Genomic DNA, 22,294 nt, shown 5'->3' on the forward strand with positions numbered 1-22,294 from the left:
TCTCATTTACTGAAAGAGTAGAACTCACTTCGTTCAAACAACTACTCTTTCTTACGTTCATCTCGAACTATGGGTCCCCACAAAATATCTAAAGGTCTCCGTTTTAGTTGTATACATTCTCAATTTACATGCGAAAGTTGAATCAAATTATTTATAAAAACCGTTCTGTAATGATAGTAATCGAGAAAAAAAGTAAAGCTTTAAAGATATTTTTTTCCCTGAGCATATTGCTATTCAATATTCTCTTTTTAAGAGCCAATGAACCCGATTCAGCATATATTTTTGCTTATGGTGATGAGAACGGAGAGGGATTGTATTTCGCATGGAGTATCGATCAGGATAACTGGCATACTATCGGCAACAAATACCCCTTTCTGAGATCTGACTACGGCAGATGGGGTTCTCAGAAAAGGATGTACGACCCGTTCCTGTTTCAGGCATCTGATGGGCAATGGCACTCCGTCTGGAGTCTGAATGATACGGATGGAGCCGTCGCTCATGCCGTCTCTTCCGATCTGGTATATTGGAAACCACAATCTTATCCGGTATTGATGCCCCATGGGAACTGCCTGAGACCTGAAATTTCCTGCGATGTGCAAAGAAAAGAATTTCATATTCTCTGGCATAGCGATAAACCCGAACAAGGAGTGTTTCACAGTTTTACCGGCGATTTCAAGCATTACTCGCCCGCCGCAAGAAACGACCAATTCGAAAGTGCCAGAAGGAATGTTTCCATCGCAGGCAGACAGCAGACCGGCACGCTCCATCACGTTTCATGGGCGGTGATCGACAGACTTATCCAGGCTCAGAGGCTGTCTGCTTATAAGCAGATTTTAAATGAGGAAAGAGTAGAGATGGATCACGGTCAGTTCAAGGAACCGGTCACTATTTCCATTTCACCGGATATCCGGAAAAAGAAATCGATCAGCGATTTATTGATCGGTATATTTTACGAGGATATCAACTATGCCGCCGACGGAGGGCTGTATGCCGAATTGGTTCAAAACCGCGGTTTCGAATATGCCTTGAGTGATAAGGAAGGTAGGGATAAGAACTGGAACAACCGTACCGCCTGGTCGGTAATCAATGCAGACACTTTTCTGATCGATACGGTCTCCCCTATTCACGTCAACAATAAACATTATGCCGTCTTACAGATTGAGAAAACAGGGGTTGCACTCGTCAATGAAGGATTTAACGGTATTCCGGTGAAAGCGGGTGAAAAATATGATCTCTCCCTGTTTGCCCGTAGCCCCGGGAAAACAAGAGGCCGTATTTTAGTACGGCTCACCGGAAAAGACGGTGAAATATACGGAGAAACTACTACACGTACAATCAGTACCGACTGGCAGAAACTGGAATCCGTTATTACGGCAACCCGTACTGCCAACGACGCCCGTATCGAAGTGATACCGCAACAAACGGGCCGGGTAGACCTGGATATGGTTTCCCTTTTTCCGCAGAAAACATTCAAAGGGCGCAAAAACGGGTTAAGAGCCGATCTGGCGCAAGCATTGGCCGACCTGAAACCCCGCTTCATGCGTTTTCCGGGCGGGTGCGTGGCGCATGGCGACGGGATCGGAAATATCTATCGCTGGGAGAATACCATCGGGCCGCTTGAAACGCGTAAGCCGCAACGTAATCTCTGGGGGTATCACCAGTCGTTCGGACTGGGCTATTTTGAATATTTCCAGTTCTGTGAAGATATCGGTGCCGAACCTATCCCCGTTGTGGCGGCAGGTGTTCCCTGCCAGAACTCCGCACACCATGGATGTGTGATCGGTGGACAGCAAGGGGGTATTCCCATGGAAGAGATGGATGAATATATCCAGTCCGTTTTAAATCTGATCGAGTACGCCAACGGCGATGCAAAATCCGAATGGGGCAGAAAAAGAGCGGAGGCGGGCCATCCGAAACCTTTCAACCTGAAATATATCGGAGTCGGTAATGAAGACCTGATCTCCGATGTTTTTGTGGAGAGGTTTACGATGATATATAATGCCATTAAGGCTAAGTACCCCGAAATAACGGTGATCGGAACAGCCGGTCCTTTCAGCGAAGGATCCGACTATGTGGAAGGTTGGGATCTGGCAACCGAACTGGGACTTGCCCTGGTCGACGAACATTATTACCAGCCGCCCGGATGGTATCTCAACAACCAGGATTATTACGACAGGTACGACCGCTCAAAAGCCAAAGTATATCTGGGTGAATACGCAGCCCATGTCCCGGGCCGCCATAACAATCTTGAAACAGCGCTCTGCGAAGCATTGCACCTGATCAATATCGAACGGAACGGGGATATTGTGGAGATGACGTCTTATGCTCCATTGCTGGCAAAAGAAGGATTCACGCAGTGGAACCCCGACCTGATCTATTTCAATAATACCGAAGTGAAGCCGACCGTTGGATATTATGTCCAGAAACTATTCGGACACCATTCCGGAAATGAATACATTTCCGGCAATATCATTCGTTCGGATAACCGGGAAGATATCGGAAAACGAGTTGCGTCCTCTTTTGTAATAGATAGCCAGACCAATGATCTGATCATTAAACTGGTTAATCTATTGCCTGTCCCCGTTTCTTCGTCGATTGATTTGTCGGACATAAAGATAGCCGACAGCCAGTCAGACTTAACAGTAATGAAAGGTAAACCGGACGATAAAACTGTCAGACCTGAAGAATCAAAACTGACCGTTTCCGGGCAACTCGAATATGAATTGCCGGCTTATTCTTTTTCGATAATTCGTATAAAAACGAATATATAGATTATTCAAGTTCCGCATGTGATTTTGAACTGTATGCAACTAAAGCGGAGACCTATAGCTGTTTTACGGGATACCCATAGCAGGCAGGGAACGTAAGGATAAATCATTTAATGATTAATTTGTTACTCATATCTGCAAGATTTTTCTATGGTCTCCGCCCGCAATTAATTATAATTTTGTAAATAGAATATGGATAAACAGAAATTAACACTACTGCTCTCTTTCGTATGTTTACTCGCAACATCGGCTTCCTGTAAATCCGGGCCAAAAGAAAAAGAGATGGCTGCCTACCTGCTTGTCTATTTCACCGATCCTACCCACAGCCTTTTTATGGCATTAAGTTCCGACGGATACACATTTACGGATGTGAATAACGGCCAGCCGGTGATTGGAGGCGACACTATCGCTACACAAAAGGGCATTCGCGATCCGCATATCACACGCGGCCCCGATGATGCATTTTACCTGGTAATGACCGACCTGCATATCTTCGGGCAACGTGAAGGCTATCGTACCACACAATGGGACCGTGACGGGGATATTCATGGATGGGGCAATAATCGCGGTTTTGTACTGATGAAATCATACGACCTTATCAACTGGACGCGTAGCAGCGTATTGGTAGAGGAGCAGTTCCCTCATCTTAACGTTTCCTGCGCATGGGCGCCGCAAACCATCTACGACGAAGCGGAAGGAAAAATGATGCTCTATTTTACCATGCGGCTTGATGGTGGTAAGACAAAAATGTATTATGCTTATACTGATGATGATTTTACAAAACTCGTTTCGGAACCAAAGTTGATTTTCGAGTATCCCGACCCAGAGATCCAGGTGCTGGATGCCGATATAACACCCTTGCCTGACGGACGGTTCGTCATGACTTATGTCGCACAGGACGGACCCGCGGGAATTAAGATGGCCGTTTCGGATAAAATCAACAGTGGTTACGTGTATCAGCCGGAACAGATCGATTTTGAACCGGCCTCCTGCGAAGCGCCGAATGTCTGGAAACGTATCGGAGAAGATAAATGGGTACTGATGTACGATATATTCAGTATCAATCCGCATAATTTCGGCTTTGCCGAAACATCCGATTTCGTAAACTTCACCCATCTGGGACGATTTAATGAAGGTGTAATGAAGACAACCAACTTCAGTTCGCCCAAGCATGGGGCGGTGATCCAGGTCTCCAAAGAGGAAGCGCAAAGGCTGGCCGCCCATTGGGATTTGCAAATGGAGTTCTGATAGAAGATTGCACTATACACCCCAACTTAGGTATGCAACTTGCAAAACTTGAATAACGATAGAAAAAACAGGATGAATAGAAAAAAACTCAACTGGATACTACTTTGTTTTATCTGCTTCTCTTTTGCGAATGCCCAGATAAATCCGCAGATAGAATATTTCAGGTTACAGGATATCAGACTTTTGGAAAGTCCTTTCAGGCACGCGGAAGAATTAAACAAGCAATATCTGCTGGAGATGGATGCCGATCGGCTCCTTGCGCCTTTTCTGAGAGAAGCCGGCCTGCCACAGAAAGCCGAGAGCTATACCAACTGGGAAAATACCGGACTCGACGGGCATATCGGAGGACATTACCTCTCCGGACTGTCGCTGATGGTTGCATCTACCGGAGATAGACAGATCAAGAGCCGGCTGGATTACATGCTCGCTGAATTAAAACGGTGTCAGGATGCGAACGGTAACGGCTATATCGGAGGCGTACCCGGTGGAAAAGCGATATGGGAAGAGGTTGCTGCAGGAAATATCCGTGCCGGCGGGTTCGACCTGAACGGTAAATGGGTGCCGCTCTACAATATCCATAAGACCTACGCAGGACTGAGAGACGCCTGGCTGGTGGCAGGGAATGAAGAAGCGAAGGAGATGTTGATAAAAATGACCGATTGGGCAATCACGCTTGTTTCCAGATTATCGGAAGAGCAATTACAGGATATGCTTCGCAGCGAACACGGCGGATTGAACGAAACCTTTGCCGACGTGGCAGCCATTACGGGTGACGAAAAATACCTCGAACTGGCACGAAAGTTTTCCCATCAATTGATATTGGAACCTTTGCTTCACCATCAGGATAAACTGACCGGAATGCACGCCAACACCCAGATACCGAAAGTACTGGGTTTTAAACGTATTGCAGACCTCGAGGGCAATGAATCGTGGGAAGAGGCAGCCCGTTTCTTCTGGGAAACGGTAGTGGAAAACCGGTCGGTATCCATCGGGGGAAACAGCGTTTCCGAACATTTCAACCCGGTGGACGATTTCTCACGGATGATTAGCAGCATTGAAGGCCCCGAAACATGCAACACCTATAACATGTTGCGGTTAACTAAAATGTTGTATCAGACATCAAAAGATAAGAAATATGTAGATTATTACGAACGTGCACTCTATAATCATATCCTCTCTACCCAACATCCACATACAGGTGGATTCGTCTATTTCACGCAGATGCGTCCCGGACATTACAGAGTCTATTCGCAACCGCATACCAGCATGTGGTGTTGCGTGGGATCGGGGATGGAGAATCATTCGAAATACGGTGAGATGATCTATGCCCATACGGACAACGAGCTATATGTCAATCTTTTTATTCCATCCTCGTTACAGTGGAAGCAGCAGGATACGGAGATCATTCAGGAAAATAACTTTCCCTATGAAGCCTCCACGCAGATTAGCGTGAATCCCCGTAAACAGAAGCAGTTTACACTGTTATTGCGTTATCCCGGGTGGACTGAGGAAGGAAACGTAAAGGTCACGGTAAACGGGAAAGCATATCCTGTAGAGAACAGAAACGGATATATCCCTATAGACAGAAAATGGAAGAAGGGCGATAAGGTGGTAATGGAAATGCCAATGACCCTGAAAGCCGAGCAACTTCCGGATGGATCTGGTTACTATTCGTTCCTGTACGGCCCGGTAGTGCTTGCCGCCAAAACCGGCAGCGAAGATCAGACAGGACTGTTTGCCGATGACAGCAGAGGCGGACATATCGCACATGGAAAACAGATCCCGCTGAAAAATATGCCGTTATTAGTAGGGGATCCCGATAAGTTGACCTCTTATCTGTCTCCTGTGTCCGGTAAACCGCTGGCATTCCATTTGACAGGACTTTATCCGGAACAGTATGCCCGGGGTATGGAACTGGTTCCTTTTTTCAACCTGCATGAATCCCGCTATATCATTTACTGGCCGCAGGCAACCGAAGAGGAAGCCGGGAAAATCCGTCTTGAGCAGGAAAAACAGGAGGCAGAAAGATTGAAACTGGATGCTGTAACCGGAGACAGGGTAGTATGCGGCGAACAACAACCCGAATCGGATCACTTTATCGAGGCAGATAATTCGAAAACGGGTGTTTTTGAAGATACACGCTGGCGTGAAGCAAACGGATGGTTCAGTTATAAACTGAAGAACAGTGGCAGAAAAGCCCATTACCTCTATGTGGAGTATTTCGACAGGGATCGTTCCCGTAATTTCGAAATACTTGTCAATGATATACGGGTAAAGGGACTCTCGTTAACGGGCAATAAGGGAGGTGAGATGCAGAAGCTGATCGTTCCCATTCCGGAGAATATTTCCCAAAGCGAAACCCTCACTGTAAAATTCATGGCGATGCCGGGCAGTATGACGGCAAAGATCGCAGAAGTGCGGCTGCTTTCTCAATTTGTGGGAGAACCTGAATATGTCGCTTACCTGTTTGCCTATTTTACCGGTAACAGGGTGGAAGAAGAAGCCGTGAGGTATGCCATCAGCAGCAACGGCTACAATTATTATGCGCTGAACAATAACCAGCCGGTCATCGACTCGAAGAAAATCAGTTCGACCGGAGGCGTACGTGATCCCCATATTCTGCGGGGAGAAGATGGCAAGACCTTTTACATGGTGCTGACTGATATGACCTCATACAAAGGATGGGACTCGAACCGTGCGATGGTGTTGCTCAAGTCGTCCGACCTGATCAACTGGACATCAAACGTCATCAATATCCAGGAAAAATACGAAGGGCAGGAAGACCTGAAACGGGTATGGGCGCCGCAAACCATTTACGATCCGGAAGCCGGGAAATACATGGTATACTGGTCGATGAAACACGGAGACGGAGCTGATATCATTTACTATGCTTACGCCAATGACGATTTCACCGACCTGGAGGGAGAACCCCGTCCATTGTTCCTGCCTGAAAACGGAAAATCGTGTATCGATGGAGATATTATCCTCAAAGACGGTCTGTTCTATATGTTCTATAAGACCGAAGGACACGGCAATGGCATCAAACTGGCAACTACCCGTTCGCTGACCTCCGGGCAATGGACAGAGCATGAGGATTACAAGCAGCAGACGCCGGAAGCCGTCGAAGGATCAAGTGTATTCAAACTGATCGATTCCGACAAATATATATTGATGTATGACGTCTATATGAAAGGAGCCTATCAGTTCACCGAAAGTACCGACCTTATGAATTTCCAGGTAATCGACCATGAGATATCCATGGATTTCCATCCCCGGCACGGATCCATTATTCCTGTCACGCAAAAAGAGCTGGATGGCCTGATCGCGAAATGGGGTAAACCGGAAAAATTCTCTGCAAATATCCCCAACCCTGTACTGAAAGGATTTTTTGCCGACCCGTATGCCCTTTATTCCAACAAAACGAATAAATACTACATCTATCCTACCAGCGACGGATATAACGGCTGGTCGGGGACCTATTTCAAAGCCTTCTCCTCGGAAAATCTTTCGGAATGGAAAGATGAAGGTATTATCCTTGATCTGAAGAAGGATGTCACCTGGGCCGACAGGAATGCGTGGGCTCCCTGCGCCATCGAAAAAAAGACGAAAGATGGCTATAAATATTATTACTATTTTACGGCAGCACAGAAAATAGGCGTAGCGGTCGCCGATGATCCCGCCGGTCCGTTTGTCGATTCCGGTAAACCGCTGATCGACTTCAAACCCGAAGGTGTGAGAGGTGGACAGGAAATCGATCCTGATGTATTCTGTGATCCGGTAACAGGCAAAAATTATCTTTATTGGGGCAACGGTTATATGGCCGTGGCGGAACTGAACGACGATATGGTATCCATTAAAAAGAACACCATCAAAGTGATGACGCCCGACAATACATTCCGTGAAGCGATTCATCTGTTTTATCGGAACGGGATATATTATTTCCTCTGGTCGGAAGATGATACCCGAAGCGAGAATTACAGGGTACGTTACGCTACCTCAAAATCGCCACTGGGACCACTTACCATTCCTGAGAATAACCTGATCCTGTCGAAGTCCCCTGACGAAGGGATTTGGGGTACAGGTCATAATTCGACGTTAAAAATAAAAGATAAGGACGAATGGTATATTGTATACCACCGTTTTTTCCGTCCCGAAGGGATCAAGTGGGGAGATGCTGCCGGTTATCACCGTGAAGTATGTATCGACCGCATGGAATTCAACGAGGATGGGAGTATTAAACCGGTAGTGCCGACCGCAGTTGATAATTGACAATGGACAATGGAAAATTGAAAGTTGAAAGTTGAAAGTTGAAAATTAAGAAGTTGGAAAGTTAAGAAGAGAAGGAATAATGGAAAATCGATAATTGGTAATTGCTTATTGGTAATTTCCCAAATCCCAAATCTAAAACAGTCTTGGTTCTTGGTTCTTGAATCTTGGTTCTAAATATTTAAACAAATGAATAAATTTATCTCACTAATTCTCATCGGCCTCCTGGCCATATTGACAAGCAGTTGTAATAACAGGGAGAAAGGAACATTCGAGGTCGGACAGAATACCTTCCTACTGAATGGTGAACCTTTCGTGGTAAAAGCGGCAGAACTCCATTATCCGCGTATCCCACGGGAATATTGGGAACATCGTATTCAAATGACCAAAGCGTTAGGAATGAATACGATTTGCCTTTACATATTCTGGAATATCCATGAACAGGAAGAAGGACAATTCGATTTCACCGGGAATAACGATGTAGCTGCCTTCTGCAGGTTAGCCCGGAAACATGGGATGCATGTGATCGTGCGTCCGGGGCCCTATGTCTGTGCCGAATGGGAGATGGGGGGATTGCCCTGGTGGTTATTGAAGAAAAGCGATATCAAGCTTCGGGACAACGATCCCTATTTTCTGGAACGCACCCGACTGTTCATGAACGAGGTTAGCAAACAGCTCGCAGACCTGCAGATCACGAGAGGTGGTAATATCATCATGTTCCAGGTAGAAAACGAATATGGGGCATACGGCACCAATAAGGAATACGTGGCCAATATCCGCGATATAGTAAGAGACGCGGGATTGGATGAAGTACCTCTTTTTCAGTGTGACTGGAATTCCAACTTCGAGAACAACGCGCTCGACGACCTGTTGTGGACGATCAATTTCGGCACCGGGGCAAACATCGAAGACCAGTTCCGTCGCCTGAAAGAACTACGTCCCCAAAGTCCGCTGATGTGCAGCGAATTCTGGTCCGGCTGGTTCGACCATTGGGGAGCCAGGCACGAAACACGCAGTGCGGAAGCGCTGGTAGCGGGATTGAAAGAAATGCTGGATCAGAATATTTCATTCAGTCTGTATATGACGCACGGTGGGACAAGTTTCGGACACTGGGGCGGAGCCAATTTCCCCAATTTTTCACCTACGACCACTTCTTACGACTATGATGCTCCCATCAACGAATATGGCAGGGCAACAGAGAAATATTACCAGGTACGCAAACTGCTGGAACAATATCTTCCCGAAGGAGAACAGTTGCCTCCTGTTCCGGATTCGATACCCACCATTTCGATTCCTGAATTCGAATTGACCGAAAATGCAGTGCTATTCGACAATCTCCCGGAACCGGTACGCAGTGAAGAGGTAAGGTCGATGGAATATTTCGATCAGGGATGGGGAAGTATCCTTTACCGCACCAGGCTAAAAGAATCGGCTGTACGCCAGACGCTGGTGATTACAGAAGCCAATGACTGGACACAGTTGTTTCTCAATGGTGAACGGATCGCTACTCTCAGCCGCCTGAAAGGAGAAGGGACTGCCGTACTGCCGCCTGTGAAGGAAGGTGATGTGCTGGATATTCTTGTGGAAGCGATGGGACGCATGAATTTCGGTAAAGGAATATACGACTGGAAAGGGATTACAGAAAAAGTGGAACTTGTTTCTGAAAACGGAACAACGGAATTAAAAGGCTGGGAAGTATACAACATCCCGGTAGATTATACATTTGCAAAAGAGAAAAAATACAGGGAAGAGGCAAACAGTACCGGACATCCCGCTTATTACCGGGGTACCTTTACGCTGGATGAAACCGGGAATACCTTTCTCGATATGAGGAGCTGGAGTAAAGGGATGGTATGGGTGAACGGTTATGCTATCGGACGTTACTGGCATATCGGCCCCCAGCAAGCGTTATATGTACCGGGATGCTGGCTGAAGAAGGGTAAGAACGAGGTGATCGTGCTGGATATGGCTTCCCCGGAGAAGGCAACGCTGAACGGATTACGTGAACCTATTCTCGACAAACTCTCACTGCAAGGTTCCGCCTATGCACACCGGAAAGCGGGAGAAGAGTTAAATCTCGGCGGCGAGCAACCCTACTATGCCGATTCGTTTAAACCGGGGAACGGATGGCAGCATGTGAAATTCGGCAAACAGGAGCAGATCCGCTATTTCTGCCTTGAATCGCTCAATTCACACGGAGGAGACAATTATGCCGCCATTGCAGAACTGGAATTGCTGGGAGAAGACGGAAAACCCGTTTCACGTCAACACTGGAAAGTGGTGTATGCAGATAGTGAGGAAACCAACAACGCCAACAATATTGCATCCAATGTATTTGATCTGCAGGAATCAACCTTCTGGCATACCGATTATTCTACCCTTAATCCCGGTTATCCGCACCATATCGTCATCGATTTGGGTGAAGACAAAGTCATCAGCGGATTTTCATACCTGCCGCGTCCTGAATCGGGAAAACCGGGTATGATTAAAGATTACAGGGTATATGTAAAGAAAACACCTTTTAAATTAACTCCATAACATATTGAATATGAAGAAATATTTTTTAATCATTCTCTTATCGTGCATATGCATCAGTAGTATATCCGCACAACAAACCTACGAATTGGTTGTCAATGCAGGGAAGCCGGGAGCGGAGATACAGCCCACCATGTACGGGTTATTCTTCGAGGATATCAATTTTGGAGCCGACGGCGGTTTGTATGCCGAACTGATCAAAAACCGCTCTTTCGAATTCCCTCAATCGTTGATGGGTTGGAACAGTTTCGGCAAAGTGGAAGTACGCAGCGACGGCGCTCCCTTTGAGCGTAATCCTCACTATGTGCGTCTGAGCAACGCAGGACACGGCCATAAGCATACCGGACTGGAAAACGAGGGTTTCCGTGGGATCGGGGTGAAGAAAGATGCCGCATACCGTTTCTCGGTCTGGGCACGCTCCGGTAACGCTGCCGGACAAAAGATCAGGATCGAACTGATCGATGCCAGTAACAATCCTTTTGAACGAAAAGAACTGGCAATCGATTCCAGGGAATGGAAGAAATACGAGGTTGTGCTTACCTCACCAAAGGAAGAGTCAAAAGCTTCACTGCGTATATTTCTTACATCGGAAGGGCCGGTGGATCTGGAACATATCTCCCTTTTCCCCACCGACACCTGGAAAGGCAGAGAAAACGGCCTACGCAGAGATCTGGTAGAGGCGCTCAATGAACTGAATCCCGGTTTGTTCCGTTTCCCCGGCGGATGTATTGTGGAGGGAACTGACCTGGAAACGCGCTACAACTGGAAAAACTCGGTCGGCCCGGTAGAAAACCGTCCGTTGAACGAAAACCGCTGGCACTATACCTTTGCACACCGGTTATTCCCCGATTATTTCCAGACCTACGGAATGGGATTTTATGAACTGTTCCTGCTTTCCGAAGATATGGGTGCCGAACCGCTGCCCGTAGTCAATGTGGGATTATCCTGCCAGTACCAGAACGAAGGAGAACATTGCCATGTACCGGTGGGAGAATTGCAGGATTATATCCAGGATGCGTTAGACCTTATCGAATTTGCCAATGGCTCTCCCTCGACCACCTGGGGTAAGGTCAGGGCAGAAATGGGACACCCCGAACCGTTCAACCTGAAATTCATCGGTATCGGTAATGAGCAGTGGGGACCCGAATACCCTGCCCGACTGGAAAAATTTATCGATGCCATCCGTGCACAATATCCCGAAATAAAGATCATCGGAAGTTCCGGGCCACAAGCCGAAGGCAAGGATTTCGATTATCTGTGGCCGGAGATGAAACGGTTGAAAGTAGACCTGGTGGATGAACATTATTACCGTTCGCCGGAATGGTTCCTGAAACAAGCCGCACGCTACGATTCCTATGACCGTAAAGGCCCAAAAGTATTCGCGGGTGAGTATGCCTGCCATCCGCAAAACAGGAAGAACAATTTTGAATCGGCATTGTGCGAGTCAGCATTTATGACGGGACTGGAACGGAATGCCGACATTGTCCATATGGCGACTTATGCCCCTCTGCTGGCACATGTGGATGCATGGCAGTGGCGTCCCGACCTGATATGGTTCGATAACCTGCGTTGTGTACGTACGCCCAATTATTATGTACAGAAGCTATACGCACACCATGCGGGTACCAATGTATTACCGCTTACATGGAATAAGAGAGCCCTTACGGGACAAGACGGGTTGTATGCCTCTGCCGTAATCGATACCAATAAGAAAGAGATCATCGTGAAGTTAAGCAACGTATCGGAAGAAAACAAAGAGATACGGATCAGCTTAGAGGGATTAAGCCGCAGGATGAAGATACAACCGGAAGCACAGGCGATCCTGTTGAAGGGGGAAGCGGACAAAGAAAATACGCTGGACAATCCTGATGCCATTGTACCTGTCGATTCTTCCGTTTCTGTCAACGGAACGGTATTGCAAACGACAGCAGAAGCAGGTTCATTCAATCTGTATAGGATTGCCTATACAGACTAGACTAACAGGTGGATAAAAAACTGCAGGGGCGATCAAAACGGTCGCCCCTGCTTTCATTTTTTAATTATTGAATCGTTAAATCGTTGCACTGTTAAATCATTCCTACTTCCCGAAAAATCGGGACAAGTTGTTCCAACTTCCCGGGATCAAAAACACCTTCCCACGTCTTCACTTAATCACCTTTCCACTTCTTTTCCAGATTCCGCTTCAACGCCCGCAGGAACTCCTGCGTAGTGAGATATGTACTGCGTGACGCATCGTTCCCGTAGACGAGGAGTGCCAGGTCTTTGGTCATCTCCCCACCTTCCACAGTCTCGATACATACCTGTTCCAGTTTTTCGCAGAAATCGATAAGCGGTTGATTGCCGTCGAGCCGTCCCCGGTGCGCTAATCCACGTGTCCAGGCAAAAATAGAAGCAATAGGATTGGTACTGGTCTCCTTACCCTGCTGATGCTGGCGATAGTGCCGCGTCACCGTACCATGTGCCGCTTCGGCTTCCACCGTTTTACCGTCGGGTGTCACCAATACGGAGGACATCATCCCCAGCGAACCGAAACCCTGCGCTACCGTATCGGATTGCACATCTCCGTCGTAGTTCTTACATGCCCATACAAATCCCCCGCTCCACTTCATGGCCGCAGCCACCATATCATCGATCAACCGATGTTCATAAGTGATACCGGCCTTCTCAAATTCGGCTTTGAATTCATTCTCATACACCTCCTGAAAAATATCCTTAAATCTACCATCATAGGCTTTCAGGATAGTATTCTTGGTAGACATGTAGAGCGGATATTTTTTGGTCAGCGCCATCTGGAAGGACGAACGGGCAAATCCGTAGATAGACTCGTCGGTATTGTACATCGCCATAGCTACCCCGTCACCCTTGAAATCATACACTTCCCAGCTTTGTGTTTCACCCTCTTCGTTGGTGAACGTAAGGCGGAGTGTACCTCTCCCCCTGATAACCTTATCCGTGGCCCGGTACTGGTCACCAAAAGCATGACGCCCGATGATAATGGGTTCAGTCCATCCCTGTACATAACGGGGGATATTGCTGCAGATGATGGGTTCGCGGAATACGGTTCCACCCACAATATTACGGATGGTTCCGTTGGGCGATTTCCACATCTGCTTCAGGCCGAATTCCTTCACACGCGCCTCATCCGGCGTGATGGTGGCGCACTTGATACCTACATTGTATTTTTTGATGGCCTCGGCAGCCTCTACCGTCACCTGGTCATCCGTAGCATCGCGATGCTGTATGCCGAGGTCGAAATATTTAATCTCCAGATCGAGATAGGGTAAGATCAGTTGTTCTTTGATAAATGACCAGATGATACGGGTCATCTCATCGCCGTCCAACTCAACAATTGGATTATTTACTTTTATTTTTTGCATGGAATGGGGGTTATCGTTCATTCATCGGGATAAAGGATTGTCTCTCACGCACGTTTTTGTATGCCGGACGGATCAGGCGTTTGCTGGTGAAATTCATCTCCTCGATCCGGTGAGCCGACCAACCCACGATACGTGCCATGGCAAAAAGCGGCGTAAACACCTCCGGGGGTAATCCGAGAGCATCGTACACAAATCCCGAATAGAAGTCCACGTTGATACATGTCCGGGCCTTGGCCGTACTCTTCTTGAAGCCAAGAAATACCTCTACGGCACGTTCTTCTATCAACTCCATAAAGGCGAACTCCTCTTCACGGCCTTTTTCCTTAGCCAGATCACGCGCCATCTCTTTCAATAGTATGGCACGCGGGTCACTGATCGTATAGACGGCATGGCCGATACCATAGATAAGACCGGTACGGTCGTATGCCTCTTTATTCAATATTTTTGTCAGATACTCGTCTATCTGTGACTGGTTTGTCCAGTCTTTTACATTTTTCTTCATGTCTTCCAACATGCCTTGCACCTTGATGTTGGCTCCTCCATGGAGCGGCCCTTTCAATGAACCGATACCTGCAGCAATGGCAGAATAGGTATCCGTTTCGGTCGAGCTAGTGACACGTACCGAGAAAGTGGAGTTATTTCCTCCTCCATGTTCCGCATGAAGTACCAGCGCCAGGTCAAGAATTTTCACATCAAGTTCCGTATAACTGTCACGCCCCTTCATCATATATAAGAAATTCTCCGCAACCGAACGGTCTTCATAAGGATGACGGATATGCAGGGAACGTCCCATCTGGTCATGCCTCAACACCTGATATGCATAGGCGATAATGGTAGGAAATTTGGCAATCAGGTTGATTGACTGGCTGACAAGATTTTCAGGAGAGATATCATCCGGATTTTCATCATAGGTATAGAGTTCCAGCACGCTCCTGGCCAGGATATTCATAATATTCCCTCCCTTCAGGGCCATAATATTCATCGTGGCCCTGTGATTCAACGGCATCGTCTGTGCAATCAGTTGCTCCACAGCTTTTAGCTCTTCACTATTGGGAAGGCGACCCGACAAAAGCAGAAAAGTAGTTTCCTCGAATCCCAGACGGTTTTCCTGTTGTACACCCTTCACCAGTTCCTCCACATCCATTCCGCGATAAAAAAGTTTACCCGGAACAGGGGTCAAGGTGCCGTCAGGCTGACGTTCATAACCTACTACATCTCCTACACGTGTAAGTCCGGCAAGTACTCCCGAGTGATCTTCATTGCGAAGGCCGCGCTTCACACCCATCTTAGTAAAAAGATCCTTGTCGATATTGCTTGTGAAGGCAACGGAGTCCGACAATGTTTTTCTCAATTGTTCATTATCCATAGTGATATATTTTGTTTATTATATACTTACTTAGCTTGACGAAAACGTTCTTAAATGGCGACAGAGTAACGGTATCCTATCTTTTTAACACTCTTTCGCCTGGCTTTGTTTACAGAAGTAAACATTTTCACAAATTTTCAATCACTTTGCGGGAAAAATCGGATGTTGACAATGGTTTTCCGTTTTCCATAAACCGCGCCAGATCAGAAGTCCCATACCCATTTTCGAAAAGTACCTCCAACGCGGAAGTGATCAGATCACCTGCTTCTTTCCATCCCATATATTCCAACATCATTACTGCTGAAAGCAGCATGGAACAGGGATTCGCCTTGTCTTTCCCGACAATATCGGGGGCAGTGCCATGTGTCGCCTCAAAAATAGCATGTCCCGTATGGTAATTAATATTAGCACCTGGTGCGATACCAATACCGCCTACCATAGCCGCTAACTGGTCGGAAATATAATCGCCGTTCAGGTTGAGTGTCGCAATCACCGAATACTCTTCTGGTTTAAGAAGTGTGTTCTGAAGAAACGCATCGGCAATTACATCCTTGATAAAGACCTTTCCCGATTCAATCGCATGGTTATAAGCTTCCACGGCTTTTTCCAATCCCTGTTCAGCCTTTATCTTATTGAAAATATTCTCTGTAAATGTCTGATCGGGAAATTCACGTTCGGCAAGAGCATAGCCCCATTTTTTGAAACCACCTTCGGTAAATTTCATGATGTTTCCCTTGTGTACCAGGGTCACTGAAGGTAAACGATGTTCCAGGGCATATTCGATAGCCGCCCTCACCAACCTCTCCGTCCCTTCCACGGAGACGGGCTTTACTCCCAGTGAGGTGGTCTCCGGAAAACGGATTTTCCCTACCCCCATCTCTTCCTGCAGAAATTTTAATACCTTCTTCAACTCCGGTGTACCGGCCGCCCACTCGATACCGGCATAGATATCTTCCGTATTCTCCCGGAAAATGGTAACATGCACTTTCTCGGGATGTAATAATGGTGTAGCCACTCCTTTGAACCATCGCACAGGGCGGAGGCATACATAAAGGTCTAATTCCTGGCGTAGTGCCACATTGAGGGAGCGTATCCCCTCTCCTACAGGCGTGGTGAGTGGCCCCTTTATTCCCACCAGGCAGATGCGAAAGGCCTCCATAGTTTCATCCGGTAACCAGTTTCCCACTTTATTGAAAGCTTTTTCTCCGGCCAGTACTTCCTTCCATCCAATTTTTCGTTTTCCCCCGTATGCCTTGTCGACAGCACTATTAATAATCCTCTGTACATGGATTGATATCTCTTTTCCTATTCCGTCGCCTTCAATAAAGGGAATAACGGGATGATCGGGTACGACAAGCCGGCCGTTCTGACGGGTTATATACATGCAAGGAGCATCTGAATAATCAGACGCAGTATTATTATTACGGGTTCCATTTACCATAAATAAAGTAGGTTTAAAGGTTATTTATTCATGGCATTCAGCGCACTTCCTGCTTTGAACCAATCAATTTGTTGTTCGTTATAGGTATGGGCGACTTCAAAAGTATCTTTTGTACCATCAGCATGAAGCAACTCCACAGTCAGATTTCTACCGGGAGCAAACTCTTTTAATCCTTTCACGCTGATCTTATCCCTTTCCTGGACTTTATCATAATCCTCCTTGTTGACAAAGGTAAGCGCCAGCATGCCCTGTTTCTTCAGGTTAGTCTCATGAATACGGGCAAAGGATTTAACCAGGATTACCTTCACATTGAGATGCCGCGGTTCCATGGCAGCATGCTCACGGCTGGAGCCTTCACCATAATTTTCTTCGGCCACAACGACAGAGCCGACTCCTTCTACTTTGAATTTCCGGGCCAGTACCGGTACGGGAGAATAGCCCATAGTTCCGGGATCAAGCACGGAATTGGTCTCATCATTGAAAGCATTCACCGCTCCGATCAACATGTTATCCGAGATATTATCGAGATGTCCGCGGAAACGGAGCCATGGCCCGGCCATGGAAATATGGTCGGTAGTACATTTTCCTTTTACTTTGATAAGCAACGGCAATCCTGTATAGTCCTCACCATTCCACGCAGGGAAAGGCTCCAGCTTCTGCAACCGGTTCGAATTGGGATCAATGGACACCTGTACACTGCTTCCGTCTTCGGATGGTGCCAGGTATCCCGCATCTTTTACATCATATCCTCCGGGCGGCATTTCAAAACCGGTCGGTTCAACCAGTTTCACCCACTCTCCTTTTTCATTTTGAAGGGTATCGGTCAGCGGATTGAAACAGAGGTCACCGGCGATAGTCAACGCAGCAACCAATTCGGGAGACGTTACAAATGCATGGGTATTGGGATTACCGTCGTTCCGTTTCGCAAAGTTGCGGTTAAACGAAGTCACGATAGAATTGGGACGGTCTTTTACATCATCCTCACGCTTCCACTGCCCGATACAGGGACCACACGCATTGGCAATAATAGTAGCGCCCGCCGCTTCGAAGACTTCGAGGATACCGTCACGTTCAGCCGTATAACGGATCTGCTCTGAGCCGGGGTTGATAAGAAACTGTGCTTTCACCGGTACACTCTCATCTCGTGCCTGCTTTACTATGGAAACCGCCCGGGTAAGATCCTCATACGATGAGTTGGTACATGAACCGATTAATCCTACCTCCATTTTTTGCGGGTAGTTATTCTCTTTCACGGCTTTGCCGAATTCCGAAATAGTATAGGCTGCATCAGGTGTAAACGGTCCGTTGATATGGGGTTCCAGAAGAGAAAGATCTATTTCGATCAACTGGTCATAATATTTTACAGGATCGGCAACGACTTCCGGATCCGGTTGCAGGTGTTCCATGATCCTGCGGGCTTCGTCGGCTACCTCTTTTCTTCCGGTACTTTCCAGATAGGCTGCCGACTTTTCGTCGAACGGGAAGATAGAAGTGGTAGCCCCCACTTCGGCTCCCATATTGCAAATGGTTCCCTTCCCCGTGGCGGAGAGCGATTCCGTTCCTTCACCGAAATATTCGATAATGGCATTGGTTCCCCCTTTTACAGTAAGAATACCGGCCACTTTCAATATCACATCCTTGGGTGCACTCCATCCCGATAGCTTTCCGGTAAGTTTCACACCGATCAGTTTCGGCATTTTCAACTCCCACGGCAAGCCGGCCATCACATCCACTGCATCGGCACCGCCTACACCAATGGCTATCATACCCAGCCCACCTGCATTAGGGGTATGCGAATCGGTACCCACCATCATTCCACCCGGGAAAGCATAGTTTTCGAGTACCACCTGATGAATGATCCCGGCACCGGGTTTCCAGAAGCCAATTCCATATTTGTTGGAGACATCGCGGAGGAACTCATATACTTCCCTGTTAGTTATATTGGCTGTATCCAGATCGGTTTCAGCATTCTTATATGCCTGTATCAAATGGTCACAGTGTACAGTGGAAGGTACCGCTACATTGGTTCGTCCGGAATTCATCAACTGAAGTAACGCCATCTGTGCGGTAGCATCCTGCATCGCCACGCGATCGGGAGCGAAATCCACGTAATCGCCGGCACGTTGGTAATTTTTCACCGGGACTCCGGGCCAAAGATGTGCAAAGAGGATTTTTTCAGTCAAAGTCAAAGGCCGTTGTAAAACATCTTTTGCCTGTTGTATCTTCTCAGGAAGATGTTCGTAGACCTTTCGAATCATGCCAATGTCAAAAACCATAAGGATAGAGTATTAAATATATTGTTTTTTAATTCAAAAATAAAACCAGCTGTTCCGCACCGCTATTCAACTTTTTAACAAATACTCTTCTGTAAATGTTCGGCTAATTCAGAGAAACTTATCGCGGTTATCTCATAAATAAAATCTATATCCCGAATCGGACTATCAGAATGAGGAATTGAATACCGAATACTTTGGTCGCTTAATAACGTCTAAACCATGAGTAAGTTCAAAAAAACTTTTACTTATCTCAAAAATAATCTTAACTTTGTCATCAAATTGGATGTAAGAGATAAGGATCATTTTACCATTGTTTCATGATCGAACACGAAGGAATTATTGAGAAAATCAGCGACAATCAGGTGACCGTACGTATCCTGCAACAATCGGCTTGTAGTGCATGTCATGCCAAAGGGGTCTGCATGGCTGCCGACTCGAAAGAAAAGCTGGTCGAGGTAATCGACTTTTCCGGCCGGTTCCATGAAAATGAACGGGTGATTATCGAAGGAAAAGAATCAATGGGTCACAAGGCTGTTTTCTGGGCATTTGTTCTTCCGCTGATTATACTCATTTTAACGCTTATCCTCACTTTATCGTTATGGAACTTCAATGAAACGGAAGCGGCGATCACTGCGATGGTTGCTCTTATCCCCTACTACCTGATCCTTTATCTTCTGAGAAAAAAAATGGCAAACTCGTTTCAATTCAGCTTGAAAAAGTGGGAAAACTGATGTGATGATTTACCAATGTAATGATGTGATGATTATAATCAACAAATCTGCTAATTATATAACATGAGTGTATTACTTACAGCCGTTGTAACGTTAGGTGTGATTGGTGCCGGTAGCGCTGCCATATTGTACCTGATTGGGCAAAAATTCAAGGTAGAAGAAGATCCTCGCATACAGGAGGTTCAGGATGCCTTACCCGCTGCCAATTGTGGGGGATGCGGGTTCCCCGGATGCGCATCGTTCGCATCGGCCTGCGTAAAAGCCGACACGTTAGAGGGACTCAATTGTCCCGTAGGAGGCCAGGCGACCATGGACAAAGTGGCCGAGATTCTGGGGCAGGCCGCCCCGGTAGCTGTGAAAAAGATAGCGGTGGTGCGCTGTAGCGGGACATGTGAGCACCGTCCCCGGACTAACCTCTACGATGGAGTTTCCAACTGTACTATTGCCGCAGCACTTTACGGTGGAGATACCGGATGCTCTTTCGGCTGTCTCGGCCTGGGCGACTGCGAAGAGTCCTGTACTTTCGACGCCATCCACATCAATCCGGAGACCATGCTTCCCGAAGTGGTGGAGGACAAATGTACTGCTTGCGGAGCCTGTGTGAAAGCATGTCCGAAAGACATTATCGAACTACGTAAACAGGGACCCAAATCACGGCGGATCTATGTGAGTTGCGTGAATGAAGAAAAAGGAGGCGTAGCCCGCAAGTCATGCGAAGTAGCATGCATAGGATGCAGCAAATGTCAACAGGTTTGTCCGTTTGAAGCCATTACCATCGAAAATAACCTGGCTTATATTATTGACGACAAATGCCGGCTCTGCCGTAAATGCGTACCGGTCTGCCCCACCAATTCCATCTTAGAGTTGAACTTTCCACCCCGGAAAGATAAATCACCCAAAGAGGAAAAAGCTACAGTTGACGCATAAGATTTAAGGATATTATATATGTTAAAAACGTTCAGAATTGGCGGTATTCACCCGAAAGAACAGAAAGTCTCTGCCGGAAACGCAATACAACCCATTGCTATTCCCAATCAGGTAATTATTCCGCTGAGCCAACACATCGGTGCTCCCTGCCAACCCGTGGTAAAAAAAGGCGATACCGTGAAGGTGGGGACTCTTATCGGCAAGATCGTAGGATTCGTTTCGGCCAATATCCACTCATCCGTATCGGGTACCGTGTTAAAATTCGATAAAGCAATCGATGCAAGCGGGTACAGGCGCGATGCCGTATTCATCAAAGTGGAAGGTGATGAATGGGAAGAATCGATCGATCGCTCAACTGATCTTAAAAAAGAGTGTAACCTCTCATCCAGGGAGATCCTCGACAAGATTGCCGCTGCCGGAATTGTCGGTATGGGTGGCGCTACTTTTCCTACCCATGTAAAACTGACTCCTCCTCCGGGATCCAGACCAGAAATACTAATCATCAATGGTGTGGAGTGTGAACCCTGGCTTACGTCCGATCACCGGCTGATGATGGAAAGAACAGAGGAGATCATGGTGGGGATCACCATCGTGATGAAAGCATTGAACGTGGACAAGGCCATCATAGGTATTGAAAACAATAAGAAAGACGCTATCGAAAAATTCGGGAAATGTGCAGAAACATATCCCGGTATCAGTGTGGAAGCGCTGAAGGTACAGTATCCGCAGGGAGGGGAGAAACAGTTGATCGACGCACTGATCGGACGACAGGTGCCAAGCGGTGCCCTACCCATTTCAGTAGGCGTAGTGGTACAGAACGTAGGAACTGTTTTAGCTATTTATGAAGCAGTGCAGAAGAATAAACCATTGATTGAACGGATAGTAACTGTCACCGGAAAGGATGTAAAACAACCGTGCAACATCCTCTCACGGGTGGGTATCCCGGTCGGTAACCTGATCGACGCTGCCGGAGGATTGCCGGAAACTACCGGCAAGATTGTCAGTGGTGGCCCCATGATGGGAAAAGCGCTGGCAAACACCGATGTACCGGTAACTAAAGGTACTTCGGGCATATTGGTCATCCCCACATTGGAAGCAAAACGGAAAGCAATGAAAGATTGTATCCGTTGCTCCAAATGTATAAGTGTTTGCCCGATGGGTCTGAATCCTACCCTGCTGATGAACCTGACAGAGTTCGAGGTATGGGACGAAGCGGAGAAACACCGTATCACCGATTGCATTGAATGCGGCTCGTGCAGTTACACCTGTCCCGCAGACCGCCCGCTGCTTGATTATATCAGACTGGGTAAAGGCAGAGTAAACACAATCATCAGGAATAGAAAAACTAACGCTTAGAGT

At 47.1% G+C, this 22,294-nt stretch carries 12 protein-coding genes; 8 read left to right on the top strand and 4 right to left on the bottom strand.

Going from position 1 to position 22,294, the window contains the following annotated elements:
* Nucleotides 1-170: 170 nt before the first annotated feature.
* From F597_RS0100990 to F597_RS0101015, 5 genes are all read left to right on the top strand, one after another.
* The gene (locus F597_RS0100990; protein ID WP_019537841.1) at nucleotides 171-2,771 is read left to right on the top strand and encodes an alpha-L-arabinofuranosidase C-terminal domain-containing protein; all 2,601 of its coding nucleotides are present in this window, start codon (nucleotides 171-173) and stop codon (nucleotides 2,769-2,771) included.
* Nucleotides 2,772-2,960: 189 nt separating this feature from the next.
* Nucleotides 2,961-4,016: a glycoside hydrolase family 43 protein gene (locus tag F597_RS0100995; protein WP_019537842.1), complete on the top strand. Its 1,056-nt coding sequence runs from the start codon at nucleotides 2,961-2,963 to the stop codon at nucleotides 4,014-4,016.
* 72 nt (nucleotides 4,017-4,088) lie between these two features.
* On the top strand, nucleotides 4,089-8,285 hold the full coding sequence (locus F597_RS22770) for a beta-L-arabinofuranosidase domain-containing protein (RefSeq protein ID WP_019537843.1): 4,197 nt from the start codon (nucleotides 4,089-4,091) through the stop codon (nucleotides 8,283-8,285).
* Nucleotides 8,286-8,471: 186 nt separating this feature from the next.
* Nucleotides 8,472-10,820, top strand: a complete 2,349-nt coding sequence (locus tag F597_RS0101010) for a beta-galactosidase (RefSeq protein ID WP_019537844.1) — start codon at nucleotides 8,472-8,474, stop codon at nucleotides 10,818-10,820.
* A gap of 10 nt (nucleotides 10,821-10,830) precedes the next feature.
* Nucleotides 10,831-12,792, top strand: coding sequence for an alpha-L-arabinofuranosidase C-terminal domain-containing protein (locus F597_RS0101015; RefSeq protein WP_019537845.1), 1,962 nt, complete (start codon nucleotides 10,831-10,833; stop codon nucleotides 12,790-12,792).
* A gap of 172 nt (nucleotides 12,793-12,964) precedes the next feature.
* Here F597_RS0101015 and F597_RS0101020 read toward each other — a convergent pair whose 3' ends face one another.
* The 4 genes from F597_RS0101020 to F597_RS0101035 all read right to left on the bottom strand — a co-directional run bounded on the left by F597_RS0101020 (nucleotide 12,965) and on the right by F597_RS0101035 (nucleotide 19,277).
* Nucleotides 12,965-14,194 carry an NADP-dependent isocitrate dehydrogenase gene (locus F597_RS0101020; protein ID WP_026326986.1) on the bottom strand — a complete coding sequence of 410 codons (1,230 nt, stop codon included), beginning with the start codon at nucleotides 14,192-14,194 and terminating at the stop codon, nucleotides 12,965-12,967.
* Between the two features lie 10 nt (nucleotides 14,195-14,204).
* A complete protein-coding gene (locus F597_RS0101025; RefSeq protein ID WP_019537847.1) occupies nucleotides 14,205-15,560 on the bottom strand; it encodes a citrate synthase in 1,356 nt (451 codons plus the stop codon).
* A 127-nt stretch (nucleotides 15,561-15,687) separates the two neighbouring features.
* Nucleotides 15,688-16,944, bottom strand: coding sequence for an NADP-dependent isocitrate dehydrogenase (icd, locus tag F597_RS0101030; protein WP_026326987.1), 1,257 nt, complete (start codon nucleotides 16,942-16,944; stop codon nucleotides 15,688-15,690).
* Between the two features lie 77 nt (nucleotides 16,945-17,021).
* Nucleotides 17,022-19,277, bottom strand: a complete 2,256-nt coding sequence (locus F597_RS0101035; RefSeq protein WP_019537849.1) for an aconitate hydratase — start codon at nucleotides 19,275-19,277, stop codon at nucleotides 17,022-17,024.
* 317 nt (nucleotides 19,278-19,594) lie between these two features.
* Between F597_RS0101035 and F597_RS0101045 the strand changes: the two genes are divergently transcribed.
* The 3 genes from F597_RS0101045 (at nucleotide 19,595) to rsxC (ending at nucleotide 22,291) form a co-directional block, all read left to right on the top strand.
* Nucleotides 19,595-20,008, top strand: coding sequence for a SoxR reducing system RseC family protein (locus F597_RS0101045; protein ID WP_019537851.1), 414 nt, complete (start codon nucleotides 19,595-19,597; stop codon nucleotides 20,006-20,008).
* Nucleotides 20,009-20,071: 63 nt separating this feature from the next.
* Entirely contained in the window at nucleotides 20,072-20,935 is an 864-nt protein-coding gene (locus F597_RS0101050) for a Fe-S cluster domain-containing protein (protein WP_019537852.1), read from the top strand.
* Nucleotides 20,936-20,953: 18 nt separating this feature from the next.
* Nucleotides 20,954-22,291 (top strand): electron transport complex subunit RsxC, encoded by a 1,338-nt coding sequence (rsxC, locus tag F597_RS0101055; protein ID WP_019537853.1) that lies wholly within the window; start codon nucleotides 20,954-20,956, stop codon nucleotides 22,289-22,291.
* The last annotated feature ends 3 nt before the right edge of the window (nucleotides 22,292-22,294 follow it).

This window comes from Proteiniphilum acetatigenes DSM 18083 (genome assembly GCF_000380985.1).
Taxonomy (GTDB): domain Bacteria; phylum Bacteroidota; class Bacteroidia; order Bacteroidales; family Dysgonomonadaceae; genus Proteiniphilum; species Proteiniphilum acetatigenes.

What these genes read in the sequence shown, in the direction of transcription:
- F597_RS0100990 (WP_019537841.1), top strand. Translation starts at nt 171, where the DNA reads ATGATAGTAATCGAGAAAAAAAGTAAAGCTTTAAAGATATTTTTTTCC.
- F597_RS0100995 (WP_019537842.1), top strand. Translation starts at nt 2,961, where the DNA reads ATGGATAAACAGAAATTAACACTACTGCTCTCTTTCGTATGTTTACTC.
- F597_RS22770 (WP_019537843.1), top strand. Translation starts at nt 4,089, where the DNA reads ATGAATAGAAAAAAACTCAACTGGATACTACTTTGTTTTATCTGCTTC.
- F597_RS0101010 (WP_019537844.1), top strand. Translation starts at nt 8,472, where the DNA reads ATGAATAAATTTATCTCACTAATTCTCATCGGCCTCCTGGCCATATTG.
- F597_RS0101015 (WP_019537845.1), top strand. Translation starts at nt 10,831, where the DNA reads ATGAAGAAATATTTTTTAATCATTCTCTTATCGTGCATATGCATCAGT.
- F597_RS0101020 (WP_026326986.1), bottom strand. Translation starts at nt 14,194, where the DNA reads ATGCAAAAAATAAAAGTAAATAATCCAATTGTTGAGTTGGACGGCGAT.
- F597_RS0101025 (WP_019537847.1), bottom strand. Translation starts at nt 15,560, where the DNA reads ATGGATAATGAACAATTGAGAAAAACATTGTCGGACTCCGTTGCCTTC.
- icd (WP_026326987.1), bottom strand. Translation starts at nt 16,944, where the DNA reads ATGTATATAACCCGTCAGAACGGCCGGCTTGTCGTACCCGATCATCCC.
- F597_RS0101035 (WP_019537849.1), bottom strand. Translation starts at nt 19,277, where the DNA reads ATGGTTTTTGACATTGGCATGATTCGAAAGGTCTACGAACATCTTCCT.
- F597_RS0101045 (WP_019537851.1), top strand. Translation starts at nt 19,595, where the DNA reads ATGATCGAACACGAAGGAATTATTGAGAAAATCAGCGACAATCAGGTG.
- F597_RS0101050 (WP_019537852.1), top strand. Translation starts at nt 20,072, where the DNA reads ATGAGTGTATTACTTACAGCCGTTGTAACGTTAGGTGTGATTGGTGCC.
- rsxC (WP_019537853.1), top strand. Translation starts at nt 20,954, where the DNA reads ATGTTAAAAACGTTCAGAATTGGCGGTATTCACCCGAAAGAACAGAAA.